Origin of the sequence: Streptomyces sp. NBC_00669, from assembly GCF_036226785.1 — a bacterium.
Classification (GTDB): domain Bacteria; phylum Actinomycetota; class Actinomycetes; order Streptomycetales; family Streptomycetaceae; genus Actinacidiphila.
Window position 1 is genome coordinate 7,953,211 of the sequence record NZ_CP109018.1, and the last position, 17,650, is coordinate 7,970,860.

General features: G+C 70.2%; 8 protein-coding genes. 3 read left to right on the plus strand and 5 right to left on the minus strand.

The window, feature by feature from the left end:
• Positions 1-59: 59 nt before the first annotated feature.
• Genes OG896_RS33620 through OG896_RS33630 form a run of 3 tightly spaced genes read right to left on the minus strand, consistent with a single transcriptional unit; the run spans position 60 to position 3,122 of the window.
• Positions 60-896 carry a carbohydrate ABC transporter permease gene (locus OG896_RS33620; RefSeq protein WP_329371414.1) on the minus strand — a complete coding sequence of 279 codons (837 nt, stop codon included), beginning with the start codon at positions 894-896 and terminating at the stop codon, positions 60-62.
• Positions 893-1,876: a carbohydrate ABC transporter permease gene (locus tag OG896_RS33625; protein ID WP_329371415.1), complete on the minus strand. Its 984-nt coding sequence runs from the start codon at positions 1,874-1,876 to the stop codon at positions 893-895. The genes OG896_RS33620 and OG896_RS33625 overlap by 4 nt, the downstream gene beginning before the upstream one ends.
• Positions 1,863-3,122, minus strand: a complete 1,260-nt coding sequence (locus tag OG896_RS33630) for an ABC transporter substrate-binding protein (protein ID WP_329371417.1) — start codon at positions 3,120-3,122, stop codon at positions 1,863-1,865. The genes OG896_RS33625 and OG896_RS33630 overlap by 14 nt, the downstream gene beginning before the upstream one ends.
• A 309-nt stretch (positions 3,123-3,431) precedes the next feature.
• On the opposite strand from OG896_RS33630, the gene OG896_RS33635 reads away from it, so the two are divergent.
• Positions 3,432-5,594, plus strand: coding sequence for a right-handed parallel beta-helix repeat-containing protein (locus OG896_RS33635; protein ID WP_329371419.1), 2,163 nt, complete (start codon positions 3,432-3,434; stop codon positions 5,592-5,594).
• Positions 5,595-5,675: 81 nt separating this feature from the next.
• Here the strand turns inward: OG896_RS33635 and OG896_RS33640 are convergent, their stop codons facing one another.
• Together OG896_RS33640 and OG896_RS33645 are read right to left on the minus strand one after the other, a co-directional pair.
• Complete coding sequence (locus OG896_RS33640; protein ID WP_329371422.1) at positions 5,676-9,065, minus strand: S8 family peptidase; 3,390 nt, start codon at positions 9,063-9,065, stop codon at positions 5,676-5,678.
• A 215-nt stretch (positions 9,066-9,280) separates the two neighbouring features.
• Positions 9,281-10,384, minus strand: a complete 1,104-nt coding sequence (locus tag OG896_RS33645) for a helix-turn-helix domain-containing protein (protein WP_329371424.1) — start codon at positions 10,382-10,384, stop codon at positions 9,281-9,283.
• A 545-nt stretch (positions 10,385-10,929) separates the two neighbouring features.
• On the opposite strand from OG896_RS33645, the gene OG896_RS33650 reads away from it, so the two are divergent.
• On the plus strand, positions 10,930-13,842 hold the full coding sequence (locus OG896_RS33650) for an RICIN domain-containing protein (protein ID WP_329371426.1): 2,913 nt from the start codon (positions 10,930-10,932) through the stop codon (positions 13,840-13,842).
• Positions 13,843-13,875: 33 nt separating this feature from the next.
• Positions 13,876-17,598 carry a beta-galactosidase gene (locus tag OG896_RS33655; RefSeq protein ID WP_329371428.1) on the plus strand — a complete coding sequence of 1,241 codons (3,723 nt, stop codon included), beginning with the start codon at positions 13,876-13,878 and terminating at the stop codon, positions 17,596-17,598.
• The last annotated feature ends 52 nt before the right edge of the window (positions 17,599-17,650 follow it).

Genomic DNA, 17,650 nt, shown 5'->3' on the forward strand with positions numbered 1-17,650 from the left:
TTGCCCGGATAGCGGTTGCTCGGATACCGGTTGCCCGGTTGCCGGTTGCTCGGTCACGGTCAGCCCTTCGTCGCGCCGGCGGTGAGGCCGCCGACGATCTTGCGCTGCATGATCACGAAGAAGATCAGCACCGGCGCGATCGCCAGCAGCAGCGTCGGATAGACCACGGACAGGTCGGTGGTGTGCAGGCCGATCGCGGCGTAGACGCCGGTCATCACGGTGTAGACGCCCGACGTGGGGCCCAGCACGATCTGCGGGTTCACGAAGTCCGTCCAGACGCCGATGGTGTGCAGGACCACGGCCGTGATCACGACCGGGCGCATCAGCGGGAAGACGACCTGCCAGAAGATCCGCAGCCGGCCGGCGCCGTCGATCTGCGCCGCCTCGTCGAGCTGACGCGGGATGGTCTTGATGTAGCCGACGTAGAGGAACATCGACAGGGGCACGGTCAGCGTCGTCTCGTAGAGGACGAAGCCGGGGATGGTGCCCATCAGACCCGTGTAGCGCAGGACGTAGATCACCGGGATGACCAGCACCTGCCCGGGGATGAACAGTCCGGCCAGGAACACCAGCAGCAGCAGCTTGTGCCACGGCCGGGTCCCGCGGGCGACGACGTAGGCGGCCGGGCCGGCCAGTACCAGCGACAGCGCGTTGACCAGCACCACGAACAGCACCGTGATGCCGAACGCCTTGGCGACGTTGTAGTCCGGCGACGACAGCGCCGCCCGCAGGTAGTGCGTGGACAGCCCGCCCGGGCCGGCGGCGAACGGCTTCTGCCTGATCACCGCGTCCGACTTGAAGGCGTTGACCACCACGAGGTACAGCGGCACCAGCATCACCAGCGCGCACAGGCCGAGCACGCCCGCGGCAGTCCAGCTGCCGATCCTGCGGTTCATGCCTCCACCGCCTTCTCGCTGCGTTGGCGCAGCAGCACGATCACGATGGCGAGGACCGCCGTGGCGACCATGAGCACGACGCTCTGGGCCAGGGCGTAGCCGATCTGCCCGTTGCGGAAGGACGACGCCAGCACCATGTAGGCGTACGTCTGGGTGTGGCCGGCCGGACCGCCGTCCGTCATGGCGAGCACCAGGTCGTAGACCCGCAGCAACTGCACGAGCACCAGGACCACGTTGATCGTCACGGTGGGCGCGAGCATCGGCAGCACGACATGGCGGAAGGTCTGCCAGCGCGACGCGCCGTCCAGGCGCGCGGCCTCCAGCAGCGACTCCGGAATGGTCTGAAGGCCGGAGAGGTAGAGCACCACGTTCACGCCGAACGTCGACCAGACCACCACGAAGACGACCGCGGCGAGCGCCCAGTGCGGATCGGCCAGGAACGGGATCGTCCCGTGGTGCGCCGCGGTCAGCACCGCGTTGACCGCGCCGTCGCTGCTCAGCACCGCCGACCACAGGAAACCGATGATCACCGCGCCCAGCACGTGCGGGTAGAAGAACAGGCCGCGCAGGACCGCCTTGAGCCGGCCCGTGCCGTTGAGCATCATCGCCAGGCCCAGACCGAGGACGTTGCAGGCCACGGTGCCGACGACCGCGATCACGAGCGTGACGTGCGTTGCGCTCGCCACGCCCGGGTCGGAGAAGAGCCGCCGGTAGTTGGCCAGGCCCAGGAACTCCGGGTGCGGGGAGTAGCCGTCCCAGTTGGTGAGGCTGAGCTTGGCGGCCACCACGATGGGGATGAGCACGAAGACCACGACGGCCAGCAGCGCGGGGCCGACCATCACCATGTCGGTCAGGCCACCGACGGCGCGCAGCCGCAGCGGGCGGCGGTTCCTGGGCAGGTCGGTGTGACGGGTGGACCGCGGCGCCGGGGGGTCGTCCGCCGGTCCCGGAGCGGTGGCGGTCAGCTCACTTGGGCGCATTCGACGTCCACCACTTGTCCATCGCGGCCGCGACCGCGGCGGGCTTCGTGCCGAGATACAGGCTCTGGATCTGCGTGTTGATCTCGTCCTCGAATCCGGCCGGGGCGGAGTTGTCGCCCAGGCCCGGACCGATGGCGACGACCTTGCCGTGGGCCGCGTCCAGGATCTTCCCGACCTCGTCGGTCAGCAGGGAGGCGTCGTAGCTGTACCCGGTACGGAAGTTGCCCTCGGCCTTGAGCGAGGTGGTGATCGCGGCCTTGTCGCTGACCAGGTACTTCACCAGGCCCATGGCCGCGGTCTGCTGGTTGGACGCCTTGAGCACCGAGTACGTCATGGCCGGGTTGCTCGCCTGCGGCGGCTCGGAGCCGTCGAACGTCGGGACCGGAAAGACCCCGACGCCGAAGGACGGCTTCGCGCTGTCGACCGAGGCCACCAGCCAGCTGCCCATCACCATGGTCGCCGACTTGCCGGTCGTGAAGTCGGTGATCATGTCCTGGTACTTGGTGCCGTCGGCGTCCTTGGGGACCAGGCCCTGCTTGATCCAGGACTGGTAGACGTCGAGGTACTTGGCGTAGTTGCTGTCGGCGAACGAGACGGCGTTCTTGTTGCGCTGCGCGTACCAGTCCGGCGCCGTGTTCATCACGTTCGGGTTGGCGAGCATGAGGAACTGCGAGCCGGTGGTCCACTCGCCGCCGGTCTGCAGCGGCGTGTAGCCGGCGGTCTTGAGCTTGCGCAGATCCGCGGTGTACTGGTCGACCGTCCTGGGCGGGTCGGTGATGCCGGCCTTCTGGAAGGCGGCCTTGTTGTAGAACACCAGCGACTGGATCTGGACGCCGGTGCCGACCATCCAGACCTTGCCCTTGAGCTTGGCGGACTGGGAGAACGGCGCGTTCCTCACCCACGGCTCGTCCGGCAGGGGTGCCATCTGGTCGGCGAACTGGGTGTTCTGCCCGCCGGCGATGATGGCCGGCGGCCTGCCCGCGGCCAGATCCTGCTGGAGCGAGTCCGTGACGCCCTTGCCGGTGGGTGCCTCGATCGTGACCTTCACGCCCGGGTGGGCGGCGACGTACGGCGCCACCAGGTTTTCGTAGAACTGTTTGGTCAGCACGGGTGTGGTGTTGACCAGCATCCGGATGTCGGTGCCGCCCTTGCCCGAGCCGGTACCGGTCGAGCAGGCCGTCAGCATCGCGGCGGATACGGCGATGGCACCCAGCTTGGCCAGGCGCCGGTGAGAACCCGAAACCATCGAACCCTCCCTCAGTTCCTATCGGTTATCGATAGCCCGCTCACTTTCGGGGGCGAACTGGGCGGGAGTCAAGGGCCGTTGACGCCAGCGTTACCCATTCGCAACATCCAGACCGCCGATATAGCCCCAGGTACGGCGGGTTCCGCTGGATTACGCAAGAACTCTTGACAACTCTCGTCGGCCACAGGCTACTTGTCTCTCGGCCATTATCGATAGGAAGCCGCATCGTGCAACGAGGGCCCGGTGGGGGGAGGCGCGCTGCGCCCGAACCGGTGCCCGGTTCCAGCAGGCACCCACGAAAGGCACCACATGTCCCAGTTCTCTCGACGCGATCTGCTCAAGGCCGCCGGGGCCACCGCGGCGGCCGTCTCGGCAGCCGTCGCCACCGGGCCGGCCGCCCATGCCGAGCCGGCCCACGGGCGAGGCCGACAGCCCGAGCCCGTCCGGCAGTTCTTCGTGGCACCGGGTGGGAACGACACCGCCCCGGGCACGCGGGCCGCGCCGCTCGCGACGCTCGAAGGAGCGCGTGACGCGATCCGGAAATGGCGGAAGGGGTCGAAGGACCGCGCGACCGCACCGGTGACCGTCCAGCTCCGGGGCGGCGTGTACCGGCGGACGCAGAGCTTCACGCTCGACGCGCGGGACTCCGGTTCACCGGGCCGACCGGTCACCTACACCGCGTACAACGGCGAGGAAGTACGGCTCGTCGGCGGCCTGGAACTGCCCGGTGCGAGCTTCGCCCCGGTCGCCGACCAGGCGGTCCTCGACCGGCTCCCCGCCGCCGTCCGGGACCTCGTCCAGGAGGTCGATCTGGCCGCGCTCGGGATCAGCGACTACGGCCGGATCGTGCAGACCGGCTACGGCCTGCCCGCCGCGGTGACCCCGCCCGAACTCTTCTTCAACGGCTCGGCGATGACGCTCGCCCGCTACCCGAGCGCCGACTTCCTCACCGTCGGCAAGGTCGTCGACCCCGGCGGGAACCCCCGCAGCGTCCTCGGCGACCCCGCGAAGATGGCGGCGGAGTTCGCCAAGGGCGCGACCTTCGCGTACACCGACCCCCGGCCGTCGACCTGGGCCGACACCAGCGACGTGTGGATGTACGGCTACTGGTTCTACGACTGGGCCGACGGCAACCTCCGGATCAAGGCGATCGACAAGGCAGCGCAGCAGATCTCCACCGAGACCGCGAGCATGTACAGCGTCCGGGCCGGTCAGAGGTACTACTACTACAACGTCCTGGAGGAACTCGACACGCCGGGGGAGTGGTATCTCGACCGGGACACCGGGAAGTTGTACCTGTACCCGCCGGACGCGCTGTCCGGCGCGACCGTGCTGCTGTCGCTGCTGGCCGACCCGATGGCGGTGCTCGACGGCTGCTCGAACGTCACGTTCGCGAACCTGGTGTTCGAAGGAGCGCGAGGTGACGGCGTCGTCGTCACCGACGGCACCGCCAACGCCGTCCGCGACTGCACGCTGCAACTCCTGGGCGGGCGGGCGGTCAGGTTCGGCGACGCGAGCACGCCGGACGGACCGGGGGGCGGATCGCACAACGAGGTCAGCGGCTGCCACATCCTGGCCACCGGCCAGGGCGGCATCTCCCTCGCCGGCGGTGACCGGGCCACCCTCACCCCGGCGAGGAACCAGGCGGTCGGCAACGAGATCCACGACTACAGCCGGCTCCAGGCGACGTACAGCCCCGCGGTCGAACTCGCCGGCGTGGGCAACCGCGCGGCCAACAACCACATCTACGACGCGCCGCACGTCGCGGTCCTGTTCCGCGGCAACGACCACCTGATCGAGTACAACGAGATCAACGACGTGGTGAAGCAGACCAACGACGCCGGCGCCATCTACGCGGGACGCGACTGGACCGGACGCGGCACCGTCATCCGCTACAACTTCCTGCACGACATCGTCGGCACCCCCGGCGGCGACCTCGCCTCGGGCGTCTACCTCGATGACTGCTACTGCGGCACGACGGTGTCCGGCAACATCTTCTACCAGGTCCACACGGGCTTCCAGATCGGCGGCGGCCGGGACAACGTCATCACCAACAACGTCATGCTGTCGGGCATGCACTCGGTGATGCTCGACGAGCGCGGACTCAACTGGGCGGCCGCGGACCTGGCACCCGGTGGCGCCTGGGGGATGTACGACCTGCTGGCCGCCGTCCCCTACCAGGACGAGCCCTGGCGGTCGCGCTATCCGCGCCTCGCGACCATCACCGACGACGACCCGGCGTACCCGAAGGACAACACCGTCGAGTACAACGCGCTGTACGGCACCCCCGCGCTGAGCATTGCCCCGTCCGCGCTCACCTACGGAACCGTCGACCACAACCTGACGCTCACCGCCGACCCAGGGGTGGTGACGGTCACCGACGGGACGGCGCGGCTGGGAGGTGACGACCGGATCGCCGCGCAACTTCCCGGCTACCGCCGCATTCCCGTCGACCGCATCGGGCTGAGGTGACCACCCGGAAGGCGGCGCGATAGCCGAAAGGAGCGGGCCCGTGTCCCTGACACGGGCCCGCTCCTCCGTCTGCCTGTCCGGCTACCGCACGTCGTAGGCGCGGGTGACGGTCTGGGTGACCGCGTTGCCGTTCGCGTCGGTGAGGGAGACCTTCAGCGTGACCTGCTTCCCGGCGGCGCCGGTGTGGTCGAGGACAGCGGTCCACTTCCCGTGCTGCTGACGGGTCGGCGCCTGGGTCCAGGTGGCGCCGTCGTCGTAGGAGTAGGACAGTGCGGCCGCGGTGATCGCGCCCGGTGTGTACCCGGCGTGGCCCTCCGCCGACAGGCCGACCGTGATGCCGCTCCGCGCGGGCAGCGTGTTCGTACCGTCCACCGGCAGGTCGTACGCCGGGAACAGGATCGGCAGGCCACGGGAGGAGACCTCCGGCTCCAGGTGCGAGCGGAAGCTCCAGGTGGTGGTGACGGCGGTGGAGCGCAGCCAGTTCGGGTCCGAGGTCGGGATCTTGGACAGGTTCTGGGTGAGCTCGTAGGCAGAGTCCTCGGGCGGCACCGTGAACACGTCGTACGGATACGCGCTGGTGGCGATCTGCTCGCCGTTGCGCTTCAGCACCAGGTTGCCCAGGTCGCCGAACGACGCGCCGCCGGACCAGTGGTCACCGGAGGCGTCGAGCCACAGCGCGCTCTGGAAGCCGATCAGGTCGCCCTGGCGCTCGGCGGCCAGTTCCAACTTGCCGTCCGTGTCGCGCGGCGCCGCCGGCCGCAGGAGACCGCGGTACCACTCCTCGGTACGGCGCTCGCCGGCCCGGTAGGTGCGGTTCTGGTCGCCCATGTACGCGGCGAACGGGAAGCTGGTCATCGCGCCGTGCTGCCAGACGTCGTCGCCGGTCGTGTAGTAGGCGGTCCGCGTCCCCGGTACGTGGACCGGGTCGAACAGGCTCACCGTGATGCTGGTGCCGCTGTCCCAGGAGGGGACGAGGAACAGCCCGTCCATGTAGTCGGCTTCCTTGCCGAGGGCGTACCACTTCTCGGTGACCTGGGCCAGCTTGGTGTCCCGCGGCCGGTAGACCTGGTCGGACGTCAGCGGGCCCTGCGTCGGGAACGAGAGGTTGTAGACGTACGGCGAGCCGTTCTGCGTACCGGTCGCGCGCCAGGTGGGCCGGAACTCGAAGGTGCCCTTCTTCGCGCGCCCGTCGACGGAGGCGTAGAACTTCTGCACGTCGCTGCCGGCCATCAGCGAGCCGCTCAGCTGCCAGGTGTCGTCCCAGGTGCGGCCGTAGCTGAAGGTGGTGTGGCTCACCGTCGAGGGGCGGTCGGTGCGCACGCTCAACCGGTGCGCCGTGCGGGCGTCCAGGACGATGGTGGTGTCCCGGGTGAGGTGGACCTGCGGGCGCGCGAGGTAGCCGATGGATTCGACGGCGTTGTCCGCGTCGTAGGTGGCCACGAAGCCGGAGAGGGCGTAGTCGCCCGGCCGCACGCTGTACGTCTGGTCGCTCGCGCCGTCGTTGCTGCGGCGCTCGCCCTTGGCGGTGTCGAGGCTGACCAGGTCCACGGACGAAGCGCCGGTCGCGGGCGCGCCGTTGCGGTCGACGACCTTGACCCGCAGGGTGAGCGTCTCCGGCTGGACGTAGAGCGTGACCGGCACGGAGACGTGCGCGCCGCCGCCGGTGGCCGTGATCCGGCCGGTGACCGCTCCGTACTGGGCGGCGGTGAGACGGGCGGTCGGATCGATCCGCACCGGCACCTGGACGGTGGCCCCCGCGGGAACGCTCACCTTGCCCTGCGCCGGCTTGATGACGGGGGAGCCCACGTCGCTGCCGTCGTTGCCGTGCACGCCGCTGACCTTGAGACCCAGGGTGACCGCGGCCGTGCCGGTGTTGGTGAAGGGCACCTGCACGGTGGTGCGGTCCGAGGCGTCCTGCGGCCAGTTGTAGCTGCCGCCTTGCACGGCCGGCGCGGAGAGCACCTTCTGGTGCACCGCCGCGTACACGTCGAGGACACCGCCCCCGGTCTGGTCGGCGCCCGCGACCTTGCCGCCGGTACGGGCGGAGGAGACCAGCGCGGCCTTGATCTGCTGCGCGGTCCAGGTCGGGTGGGCCTGGCGGACGACGGCCGCCGCGCCGGCGACGTGCGGGGTGGCCATGGAGGTGCCCGACATCGTCTGGTAGGCGTAGACACCCCGCCCGCCCGCCTTGGCCGCGAGGATGTCGACGCCGGGGGCGGCGATCTCGGGCTTGAGGGTGTGGGTGACAGCCACCGGCCCGCGGCTGGAGAAGGACGCGGTGGCGTCCTTCTGGTCGACGGCGCCGACGGTCAGCACGCCGGGCGCGCAACCGGGCGAGGAGACGGTCTCGGTGCCGGGACCGGAGTTGCCGGCGGCGACGACGAACAGGGTGTGCGTGTTCTGCGAGAGATCCTGCGCGGCCTGGGCCAGCGGGTCGGAGCAGTCGCCGATCTCGGGGTTGCCCAGGCTCATGGAGACGACGTCGGCCTGCTGGTCGACGGCCCACTGCATGCCCGCGATGATCCAGGAGGTGTCGCCGGAGCCGCTGTCGTCGAGGACCTTGCCGATGAGCAGGGAGGTTCCGGGGGCGACGCCCTTCTCGCGGCCGTCGCTCGCGGCTCCGGAGCCGCCGACGGTGGAGGCGGTGTGCGTGCCGTGGCCCTGCCGGTCGTCGGTGCTGTCGGAGTCCGTGAAGTTCTTCGACTCGGCGATCCGGTTGACCAGGTCCGGGTGTTCGGCGTCCACACCCGTGTCCAGCACGGCGACCTTGGTGCCCTTGCCGTCGTAGCCCTCGGCCCAGGCCTGCGGCGCGCGCACCTGCTGGGTGGACTGCTCCAGCGTCGCCTTGACCTTGCTGTCCAGCCACAGCTTCTTCAGCGAGGTGGCGGAACGCGACCGGGTGCCGGTGATGTCCTGCCAGAAAGTGGCGGCGGTGGACTTGTCGGCCTTGAGCGCGACGCCGTCCACGGCCGGGAGGCTCAGGCCCTGCTCGGCGCCCCGCGGGGCGGCCGGCGCGCTGGCGGCGACATTCACCCCGTTCTGGTAGGTGGCGATGAGGGGCAGCGTGCTGCTGTGGGCGTCGTCGTACCCCTGGCGGATGAGCCCGGTGACGTTGAACAGCTGCTGGTCCACCTTGCCCTCGGCGATCGCCTGGGCGGCGTCCGCCGGGTAGACATAGAGGTCCTTGCCCGACTGGAAGGTCTCCACCAGCGGCTGGGTGCCGTCCTCGCGGGGCAGCACGGCCGCCGAGCTGTGGCCCGACGGGTCCGTGGTCACCACGACCTTGTCGCCGGTGACGAGGGTGACGGTGACCTGCCTGCCGCCCGTCGCCGCGGTTCCGCTGCCGGTGAGGGGACGTTGCCCGGAGGCACCGTCAGGGGGCGCGGTCGCTGCCCCGGACGGCGCGCCGGCGGTGACGGCCAGGACGGCGGCGGTCGCCGCGCCCAGGGCCATCCGCGCTATTGGATGCATGAGTCTCCCTACTCGAAGCCGTGGACATGCCATGCTCGGCTGCATCCTGGCAGGGATACGGATCGCTGAGACGCGCCGCGGGTGACGGGTCTCCCGCGTGACGGCATTCCGACAATCGGCCGTGTCCGCCGGGTCGTTCCGCCGCGCGGGGTCGGTTCCGCGGGCGGATTCCGCGGACGGATTCCCCGCGGACGGCCGCTACGGCGGTGATCCGCTCAGAGCCAGCCCGCGCGTGCGGCGTGCCATCCGAGTTGGAGGCGCGACCCTCCGCCGGCGAGGTCCGTCAGCCGGCGCACCCGTCGCTCCACGGTGCGGATGGAGAGGCCGAGTTGGGATGCCGCCCGGCGGTCGGAGACCCCGGCCAGCAGCAGGGCGAGGACCTCCAGTTCCTCCGCGGTCGGTTGCGGGTCGCCGGCCGGGTCCTCCAGGGTCCCCGTGCCGGTGAACACCGGCCGGGCCTGGGCCCACTCCTTCTCGAAGAGGTGCACCAGGGCCGTCAGCAGGCCGCTGCGGTGGACGACGACCGCGCTCGGCACACCGCCGGAGTCCGTCATCTCCAGTGGCACCATGGCGCGTTCCCGGTCCGAGATGACCATCTTCAGCGGCAGCGAGTCGACCAGGCGGAACGCGACACCCGCCATGACGGACTCCCGCACGTCCCGCACCACGTCGTCACCGTCGAGATAGTCCTTGGCGGCCACCACCCGGAAGTCGACCCCCCGGCCCAGGGCGGAGCTCTCCGACGAGTCGGCATCCTCCCTCGCCACCGCGACGGCCTCGCCGACGAGGAAGACGAGCAGTTCCCGCTGGGCGCCGCACTGCAGTTGGTGGAACCGGTGCGCGACCTGCTCCGCGCCGACGACCACCTCCACGACACCGCCGTCCGTGTGCGCGGCGGTGTGGCGGTACCGCTCGGTCAGCTTCGCGTACGCGGTCTCGGCCAGGTGCAGGGCGTTGCGCTGCTCGACGAGGAGGGGGGCCAGGGCCACCGACGGTGGGGTGAGCCGGTAGCGGGTGGGCCGGGGGGCCTCGGGCCCGGGCTTTTCGGGTGCGGGTGCGGGTGTAGGCCCGGCTACGGGTGCAGGTCCGGGTTCGGCTACGGGCGCGGGTCCGGCTTCGAGCCCGGCCGGGCCCGATGCCCGGGTGTCGGTGGCGACGGCCACCAAGCCGCGTCCCGTGAGGTCCCGCAGTATCCGCTCGCTGGTGGCCTCTTCGAGGCCGGTCTGCCAGGCGAGGTCCTGCGCGGAGGCTGCCGGCCCGGCCAACAGCGCCATGTACACGGCCTCTTCGGGCGCGCCCAGCCCCAGAGCCTCCAGCATCGGGTCCCTCCTCGAGCGGCCACCGTGTCCGGCCCCGGTACGACTCGCCTGCGCCAAGTGGATCTTCTGGACCGAACCCTATCCCGCCGTCAGGAAGCCTCCGTTCGGGCGTTGTTGCTGCCGGCGCGGTCCACCGGATGGGCGTTCGTGAGCGCTTGGATGGGCGTTCTTGATCGCTCGCCGCCGGGCGTTCCCGGTGCGGTCGGCGGCTTCGCTGCCATGCGCGGGCCGTGGCGAGCGAGTCCGTACAGACGTCGAACGCCGCTCGGCGCGACCGTGTCCTCCCGTTCTGCCCCGATCGGTCCACTCTCTCAAGTGCCCAGCAGGGCAGTGCCGTTGGCGATGATCACCGCGCCTCGTCACGTGCAAGTTACCGGAGTGAAACCTTGACGCGCTGCGGGGGCCTGTCTAGCCTCTGGCCGCTGAGTGAATCTGGTCGGTTGAGTTCGATTCGGTTGGATTCCTTGCTCGCCCCTTCCCGCTTCGCTCCACCGAGTCGGTTGTCATCCGCGTGACGAGGACGCGGTCCTCCAGGAGGCAGGCACATGGACACGTACAGGCAACGACGATGGACAGGCGGTGAGAGCCGCTTCGTGGCGCTGGCCGCGGTCCTGGCCGTGATCATGGCCTCGGTGGCGGTGCTGCTGGCCCCGGCCAGAGCCGGTGCGGCCACCACGACGTCGATCACCGTGGACGGCACGTCGCCCGGCCGCACCTTCGACGGCATCGGCACGGTCAGCGGTGGCGGGGCGAACTCCCGTGCGCTGATCGACTATCCGGAGCCGCAGCGCAGCCAGATCCTGGACTATCTGTTCAAGCCGGACTACGGCGCGAGCATGCAGATCCTGAAGGTGGAGATCGGCGGTGACGCCAACTCCACCGACGGACCCGAACCCAGCATCGAGCGCACCAAGGGCAAGGTGAACTGCGACGCCGGCTACGAGTGGTGGATCATGGAGCAGGCCGCCGCCCGCAACCCGAACATCACGTTCGTCGGCCTGGAATGGGCCGCACCGGGCTGGATCGGGGTCGACGACCCCGGCAACCCCTCGCCCGGGCAGCCCTACATGTGGTCCAAGGACAACATGGACTACCTCACCACGTGGCTCGGCTGCGCGAAGTCCCACCATCTGAAGGTCGGTTACCTCGGCGGGTGGAACGAGAACCCCACCGACAAGACGTACTTCGAGGCCCTGCGCAAGCACCTCGACGCCACCGGCGACTCGGCCGTCAAGCTGGTGGCGCCGGACGAGGACAACACCGGTGGGAGCTGGTCGATCGCCGACGACCTCGCCGGCGACAGCGCGTTCGACAACGCGGTCGGGGTCGTCGGACTGCACGGCGTGTGCTGGCACTCCAGTCCCTCGTACACCGGCTGCCCCGGCAGCACGGTCGCGGAGGGACTCGACAAGCCGCTGTGGGTCTCCGAGGACGACAACGACAGCGACGGCGCGAACCCGCAGGCGCTGGCCCGCAACCTCAACCGCGAGTACATCGACGCCAAGGTCACCGCGGACATCAAGTGGCCGCTGGTCGGCTCCTGGCCGTCCAACGAGCCGTTCTACGGCGCCGCCCCGCTGATGGCCGACCAGCCCTGGTCCGGGTCCTACACGGTCGGCCGGGACATCTGGGTCATGGCGCACACCACGCAGTTCGCCCAGCCGGGATGGAAGTACCTCGACGGTGCCGGCGGTTACCTCGCCGGCAGCGGCAGCGGCGGCGATCCACACAGCGGCAGCTACGTGACGCTGAAGTCCGGGCGGGACTACAGCACGGTCATCGAGACCACCGACGCCCAAGCGCCCCAGACCGTCAGCCTCACCGTGAAGGGCGGCCTGTCCACCAAGGCCGTGCAGGTCTGGCACAGCAACGTCGCCTCCACCGATCCCGCCCAGTGGTTCGACCAGGAAGCGAGCATCACCCCCCACGACGGCACCTACTCGCTCACCCTCCAGCCCGGCTCCGTCTACACCCTCACCACCACGCGCCACCAGGCCAAGGGCGCCGCCGTCCCGCCGCCCTCGCAGACCCAGCCGCTGCCCTACCGGAACGACTTCTCCACCTACCCCGCCGGAACCTCACCCCGGTACTTCCACGACTGGGCCGGCGCGTTCGAGACCGCGACGTGCCCCGGCGACTCCGGAACGCGGGGGTGCCTGCGCCAGGTCCTCACCCATGCCCCTCTGCCGTGGCACACGGACATGAACTACACCCCCACCACCTTCCTCGGTGACCCCGCGTGGAAGGACTACCAGGCCAGCGCCGACGTCCGGTTCGAACAGCCGTCGACCTCGGCGGAACTGCTCGGCCGCGTCGACCACGCCGACCACGACCGCTCCGCGTACCATCTCAAGCTCGGCACCGACGGCGCCTGGAGCCTCTACACCGAGAACCAGAGCGCGACCGACACCACCCTGGCGAGCGGCACCGTCCCCGCGCCCGGCACCGGGAGCTGGCACAACCTGGCGCTGAGCATGAACGGTTCGACCATCGAGGCGTCCATCGACCACACCCGCGTCGCGACCCTCACCGACACCAGCCACGCCACCGGGCAGACCGGCTTCGAGGTCGGCAGCTTCGCCAAGGTCGACTTCACCGACGTCGCCGTCACCGCTCCGGCCGGCACCACCCACGCCACGGCCACGGCCACCAGCCAGCGCGCCGGAAGCGGAGCCCGCAACGCCGTCGACGGCGACCCGGCGACCGCCTGGAGCAGCGAGACGTCCCGCAGGCCCCAGTCCGTCACCGTCGACCTCGGCGCGGTGAAGAAGGCCGGCGCCCTGTCCTACCTGCCTCCGCAGGGACGCGGCGCCACGGGAACGATCACGCGGTACACCGTCTACACCAGCACCGACGGCACCACCTTCCACCAAGCGGCCACCGGAAAGTGGCGGGCGGACCGCACCCCCAAGACCGCCGTCTTCCCGGCCCGGGCGGCTCGCTATGTCCGCCTCGAAGCCGACACCACCACCGGAGGCTACGCGTCCGCGGCGGAGATCAGCGTCGACTCCACCGACCGGGGCCCGATCACCGACGTGAACAGCGGCAAGTGCGTGGATGTGTCCGGCGGGTCCACCAGCGACGGAGGGTCGATCATCCAGTGGCCCTGCGGCACCAACAAGCCGAACCAGACATGGCAGTTCGTCCAGGCTCCCGGAAACAGCGGCGCCTTCCGGCTGGTGTCGGGCAGCAGCGGCAAGTGCCTCGACGTGACCGCGGCGTCCACGGGCGACGGAGCACCGATCGTCCAGTGGGCCTGCGACGCCACCAGGCCGAGCCAGCAGTGGACGTTCGTCCAGCTCCCCGGCGGCAGCGCCTACCAGGTGGTCTCGGTGAACAGCGGGAAGTGCCTCGACCTGGACGGATCGTCCACGAGCGACGGAGCACCGCTCGTGCAGCTGACCTGCGACGCCACCAAGCCCAGCCAGCAGTGGAACTACCCGGCGCTCGCCCAGTAGGCGACCGCGCCATCACCGACAACGGAGGTTTCCATGAGATTGAGGGGCGTCAGACGCCGGCTCCTGCACCGGTTCCTGGCCACCGCCACGGTCGTCGCGCTGCTCTGCGGCCTGGGACTTGGCGTGGCCGGCGGCGCGACGGCGGCACCACGGCCGGACGCAGCGCAGTCCGGGCGGTCCGCGAGTTCCGCGGGCACCCGGCATTCGGTGACGTACGACGGCTACTCGTACCTGATCGACGGCAAGCGCACCTACCTGTGGTCCGGTGAGTTCCACTACTTCCGGCTGCCCAGCCAGGGCGAGTGGCTGGACGTGCTGCAGAAGATGAAGGCGGCCGGGTTCAACGCCGTGTCGGTGTACTTCGACTGGGGCTACCACTCGCCCGCGCCGGGGGTCTACGACTTCACCGGTGTGCGGGACGTGGACAAGCTGCTGGACATGGCGGACCAGCTGGGCATGTACGTGATCGCCCGGCCTGGCCCGTACATCAACGCCGAAGTCGACGGCGGGGGATTCCCGGCCTGGCTGCACAACGAGGTCACCTCCACCCGCACCACCGACCCGACCTGGCTGAAGTACTCCGACCAGTGGCAGACGCAGATCGACCGCATCCTCGCCCGCCACCAGCTCACCAACGGCACCGGCACGGTGATCCAGTACCAGGTCGAGAACGAGTTCTACGACAGCGGCTCGGACGCCCGGGCGTACATGCAGCACCTGGAGGACAAGGCCAGGGCGGACGGCATCAGCGTGCCGCTGGTCGGCAACAACAACGGCACCTTCAACTCCGGCACGGGCGCCCTGGACGTGGACGGCGTCGACTCCTACCCCGGGGGATTCTGCGCCGACGCGTCGCAGTGCGGCGTCCCGGACATCAGCTACGACCACCCGGCCGGAAAGCCACTGGTGACCGCGGAATACCAGGGCGGCTGGTTCGACAACTGGGGCGGGCCCGGCTACGACGTCTACGCGCAGCAGTACAACGACCAGTTCGCCGACGTGTACTACAAGCAGAACATCGCCGTCGGCGCCACCATGCAGAACTTCTACATGGCCTACGGCGGCACCAACTGGGGCTGGCTCGGCATGATGAGCCACTACACGTCCTACGACTACGGCGCCGCGATCCGCGAGACACGCCAACTCGACCCGAAGTACGACCAGGACAAGCTGATCGGCTACTTCACGCAGGCCGTCGCCCCGCTCACCAAGACCGACGCCCTGCCCTCGGTCACGACCGACAACACCAAGATCGTGGACACCGCGCGGGTCAACCCCGACACCGGCACCCAGTTCCACGTGCTGCGGCACGCCGACTCGAACGCGACGAGCACCGACAGCGCGCACCTGACGCTCGACCTCGGCGCGCGGACGTACACCGTTCCGCAGCAGCCCGGCACGTCGCTGACCCTGAACGGCCGCGAGTCCTCGATCGTCGTCGCGAACTACGACCTCGGCCAGAAGAACCTGCTGCGCTACTCGACCTCGCAGATCATGACCGACGACACCATCGGCGGCCGGGACGTCGCGGTCCTCTACGGCGACCACGGCACCGACGGCGAGACGGTCCTGCACTACGACAAGAAGCCCACCGTCGCCTCCACCGGCGGCACCGTGACCTCCACCTGGGACGCGACCACCGGCGACCTGCGACTGAACTACCAGCACACCGGCCTGACCCAGGTCCGGATCAGCGGCGGCGGCCACCCGCTCCTGCTGCTGCTCGCCGACACCGCGACCGCCAAGACCTTCTGGCGGCAGGACACCGCCGCCGGCCCGGTCCTGGTCCGCGGCACCCACCTGCTGCGCGGCGCCTCGTCCCACGGCACCGCGTTCGCCCTCACCGGCGACACCGGCACCGACGGCTCCATCGAGGTCTGGTCCGCGGCCAAGTCCCTGACCTGGAACGGCCTGCCGGTCCACACCCGCACGGCGGAGGACGGCAGCCTCACCGGCACGCTCCCGACCGCCGCGGCGGTCACCCTGCCCGCGCTCACCGACTGGAAGCACATCCAGGAGTCGCCGGAGTCGCAGCCCGGCTTCGACGACTCGTCCTGGCAGGTGGCCGACAAGACCACCTCGAAGATCACCACGCCGGCCACCCTTCCGGTGCTGTCCGCCGACGACTACGGCTTCCACACCGGGTCCGTCTGGTACCGCGGCCGCTTCACCGGCGACAGCAAGACGACCGGCATCACCCTGTCCACCACGAGCGGCGGCGGCGCGGCGGCCTCCTCGGTGTGGCTCAACGGCACCTTCCTGGGCAGTTCCACCGCCGACGGCCAGAAGACGTACACCTTCCCCGCGGGCCTGGTGAAACTCGGCGGCGACAACGTCGTCTCCGTGCTGACCGTGAACATGGGACACGACGAGAACTGGGGACGGTCCGACGCCAGCACCGTCCGCGGCCTGACCGGCGCCAACCTGGTGGGCGACCCGCTGAGCACCATCACCTGGCGGCTGCAGGGCAACCGCGGTGGTCAGACCCCCGTCGACCCCGTCCGCGGCCCGCTGGCCACCGGCGGCCTGTACGGCGAGCGCGCCGGCTACATGCTGCCCGGCTACCCGACGAAGGGCTGGACCCCGACCACCCTGCCCGCCACCGACACCACCCCCGGCGTCTCCTGGTACACCACCGACGTCAACCTGCGCCTGCCCAAGGGGCAGGACACCTCCCTCGGGCTCACCCTCACCGACGACCCGTCCCGCAAGTACCGCGCCGAGATCTACGTCAACGGCTGGGACATGGGCAACTACGTCAACTACCTCGGCCCCCAGCACAGCTTCCCCGTCCCCAACGGGGTGCTGGACCCGCAGGGCAGGAACACCATCGCCATCGCCGTGTGGAACCTCGACGGCAGCACCGGCGGCCTCGGCAAGGTCCAGCTCACCGACTACGGCAGCTACGCCTCCGCCCTGAAGGTCGCGCAGAACGACAGCCCCGGGTACGACGCGAAGAAGTACGCCATGCCCGCCCCGCACCAGCTGTCGGCCGCCCTCCAGGTGCCCGGATCGGTCCAGGGCGGCACGTCCTTCACCGCGACCACGATGGTCAGCGTGCCGGCCGGCACCCCCGAAGCCACCCACGTGACCGCCACGATCGCGGCCCCCGACGGCTGGACCGTCACCCGAAAGACCTCGGCAACGAACCCCGTCCGGGTGCGCGGCGGAACCTCCGCCACCTTCACCTGGACCGTCACCCCGCCGGCCACCCCCGGCAAGGTGAACCCGCTCACCACCACCGTGCGGTTCCGGCAAGGCGGCCGCTCCCGGACCGTCACCGACGAGCGGATCATCGGTTCGGTCCCCGCCCCGCCGCCCGCGGGCACCGACCAGGTCAGCGACCTTACGTTCCTGTCGGCCAGCAACGGCTGGGGCCCGGTCGAACGCGACCAGAGCGTCGGCGGGCAGGCCGCGGACGACGGCACTCCGCTCACGCTGGGCGGCACCGTCTACGCCAAGGGACTGGGCACCAACGCGCCCAGCGACGTGCAGATCTACCTCGGCGGACAGTGCAGCAGGTTCACCGCCACCGTCGGGATCGACAACGGCGACCCGGGCTCGTCCACCTTCTCCGTCATCCTCGACGGCAAGGTCCTCACCACCACCCCGGTCCTCACCGGGCAGTCGACACCGGTCAGCATCGACGTCCCCGTCACCGACGGCCAGATCCTCGACCTGGACGTCGGCGACGGCGGCAACGGCAACGGCAACGACCACGCCGACTGGGCCGCCCCCGTCCTCACCTGTAGGTAGGGCCGGTCCGACAGATCCCGCCCGACCCGAGGCGATCGACCACACGGGCCCG

Bases quoted from the DNA above. Each gene is read 5' to 3' on its own strand.
- OG896_RS33630 (WP_329371417.1), bottom strand. From the start codon at position 3,122: ATGGTTTCGGGTTCTCACCGGCGCCTGGCCAAGCTGGGTGCCATCGCC.
- OG896_RS33645 (WP_329371424.1), bottom strand. From the start codon at position 10,384: ATGCTGGAGGCTCTGGGGCTGGGCGCGCCCGAAGAGGCCGTGTACATG.
- OG896_RS33655 (WP_329371428.1), top strand. From the start codon at position 13,876: ATGAGATTGAGGGGCGTCAGACGCCGGCTCCTGCACCGGTTCCTGGCC.
- OG896_RS33635 (WP_329371419.1), top strand. From the start codon at position 3,432: ATGTCCCAGTTCTCTCGACGCGATCTGCTCAAGGCCGCCGGGGCCACC.
- OG896_RS33640 (WP_329371422.1), bottom strand. From the start codon at position 9,065: ATGCATCCAATAGCGCGGATGGCCCTGGGCGCGGCGACCGCCGCCGTC.
- OG896_RS33625 (WP_329371415.1), bottom strand. From the start codon at position 1,876: ATGCGCCCAAGTGAGCTGACCGCCACCGCTCCGGGACCGGCGGACGAC.
- OG896_RS33650 (WP_329371426.1), top strand. From the start codon at position 10,930: ATGGACACGTACAGGCAACGACGATGGACAGGCGGTGAGAGCCGCTTC.
- OG896_RS33620 (WP_329371414.1), bottom strand. From the start codon at position 896: ATGAACCGCAGGATCGGCAGCTGGACTGCCGCGGGCGTGCTCGGCCTG.